We start from the raw sequence: 1,627 nt of genomic DNA, 5'->3' as shown, positions 1-1,627 counted from the left end.
ACACATGTTCGAACTCGATGCTCCCAACGTAGGAAGCGGGGCGGACACGTTAAGGCGGAGGTCGGGCGCCCGGTCCATCCTGTGGAAACCCTGGGCCGGGGGTCCCGCACCCGCCTAGACTGCGTGACGAGCACCACTCGACCGCCTCGGCGGGGCGCCGCGGGACCGGCGTCAGAGGTGCCTGCAGATCCGGACGTCTTCTCAGGAGGGGACCATGACGACCCTGCCCACCCCTCGGCGCACCCTGCGCCGGCACCGCCTCGCTCGCACGAGCACGTGGGGGGCGGCACTGCTGCTGGCCCTGACCGCGTGCGGTGCCGACTCCCCCGACCCCGACACCTCCCCGAGTGCGCCCTCCGCGTCCGTGGCGCCCGACTCGGCCACGGCATCCACCTCGGAGGCGGGCACTCCCACCGCGAGCGCCGCCGAGGGCACGGCGAGCCGGTCCACTGACGACGACGGAACGTACGTCCCCGCGTCCGAGAAGGGCCCGGCGCGGAACGTGCCGAAGCCGGTGATGCCGGAGGCCGTGAAGGAGGACACCCCGGAGGGGGCCGAGGCCGCGGTGAAGCACTGGTGGGACGCCGTGTACTACCTGCAGCAGACGAACGACCCGGAGCCGCTGAAAAGTATTTCGGATATGGACAATTGCGATCTATGCAATGGTTATATTAAGTCAATGGCCAGCGTATATGAAAAGGGCGGGTGGTATACGGGCAGCAATCCTCAGGTGCATTCAGCCATCGCCACGCCGGTGGAGAACTTTATGGACGTGACAGTGCTGGTCAATGAAAGCGAAGCTCAAGGGTTTACCGAATCCGGGGGTCCCGCCGCCGGGTCCTTTACTAAAGGTAGTGAGAAGCAACCCTGGAGATTTGCGGTTAGTCGCGACGCAAAGCGAGACCACTGGGTGATCAGCATCTCCGAGTACGCTGGGCAGAAGTCGCCGTGAATCACGTTAAAACACCCACCGCGTCGTCCTTTTCATCCAAGCCCAAGCCTCATAAAACTTTATACTCTTCACTCGTTAAAATAACCGCCGCAGTGATCGCTAGCTCAGCATTAACCGCCACTCCGGCAGTAGCAGAAGACATGAACGGCGCTAACGGTCAAAAGGATTGCGCGAGGAGCGATATCCGCTGGACCACCCAGGAAGAATCCCTCACTGGAAATTTAAATTGCGGCTACCAGTCTTTTGAGGAATTTGTACAAAAGAATCAGGAAATCGGCTCCCCCGATCAAGAGGGGCGTGTTGATAGTTCGCCGTCACCCACCACGAAGCGCACCACCCTCGTCAGCGGCTGTCTCGAGAGCCTCGCCGGAGAGCCCGGCCTGGACAGCTGCCTCGATCAGGAGGAGGCCTTCTGCCCGGGTGAGGACAGCACGTGGGTGGTCCCCGAGACCACGGACACGGCTGCCCCCGGTGAACCGCCCACCTACGGCATGCGGCAGTGCACGCAGTCGGGCGCCGGACCGGATGCGGGCGCGGACGGGGCGGACGCCCGGCCGGAGGTCAGCATCGACGACGTCGCTGAGCTGTTCGCCCCGGAGCCGCAGATCCTCTCCGACAATGAGGGCCGCGGCGTCCGCAACGCGGAGACGAACTTCTACACGGACGGCGAGGTCC

1 protein-coding gene and 1 pseudogene are annotated in these 1,627 nt (G+C 64.0%); both read left to right on the top strand.

The features are described 5' to 3' along the window. The first annotated feature begins 214 nt into the window (after positions 1-214). Positions 215-952: a DUF6318 family protein gene (locus Q4D18_RS11860; protein ID WP_303128674.1), complete on the top strand. Its 738-nt coding sequence runs from the start codon at positions 215-217 to the stop codon at positions 950-952. Positions 953-1,092: 140 nt separating this feature from the next. Then, positions 1,093-1,627, top strand: a pseudogene (locus tag Q4D18_RS11855) (hypothetical protein); the annotation flags it as partial.

The organism is Micrococcus sp. (assembly GCF_030523875.1).
Taxonomy (GTDB): domain Bacteria; phylum Actinomycetota; class Actinomycetes; order Actinomycetales; family Micrococcaceae; genus Micrococcus.
This window is presented reverse-complemented; position numbering and strand designations above follow the sequence as displayed.

Coding starts and splice junctions, on each gene's coding strand:
- Q4D18_RS11860 (WP_303128674.1), top strand. CDS start 215: ATGACGACCCTGCCCACCCCTCGGCGCACCCTGCGCCGGCACCGCCTC.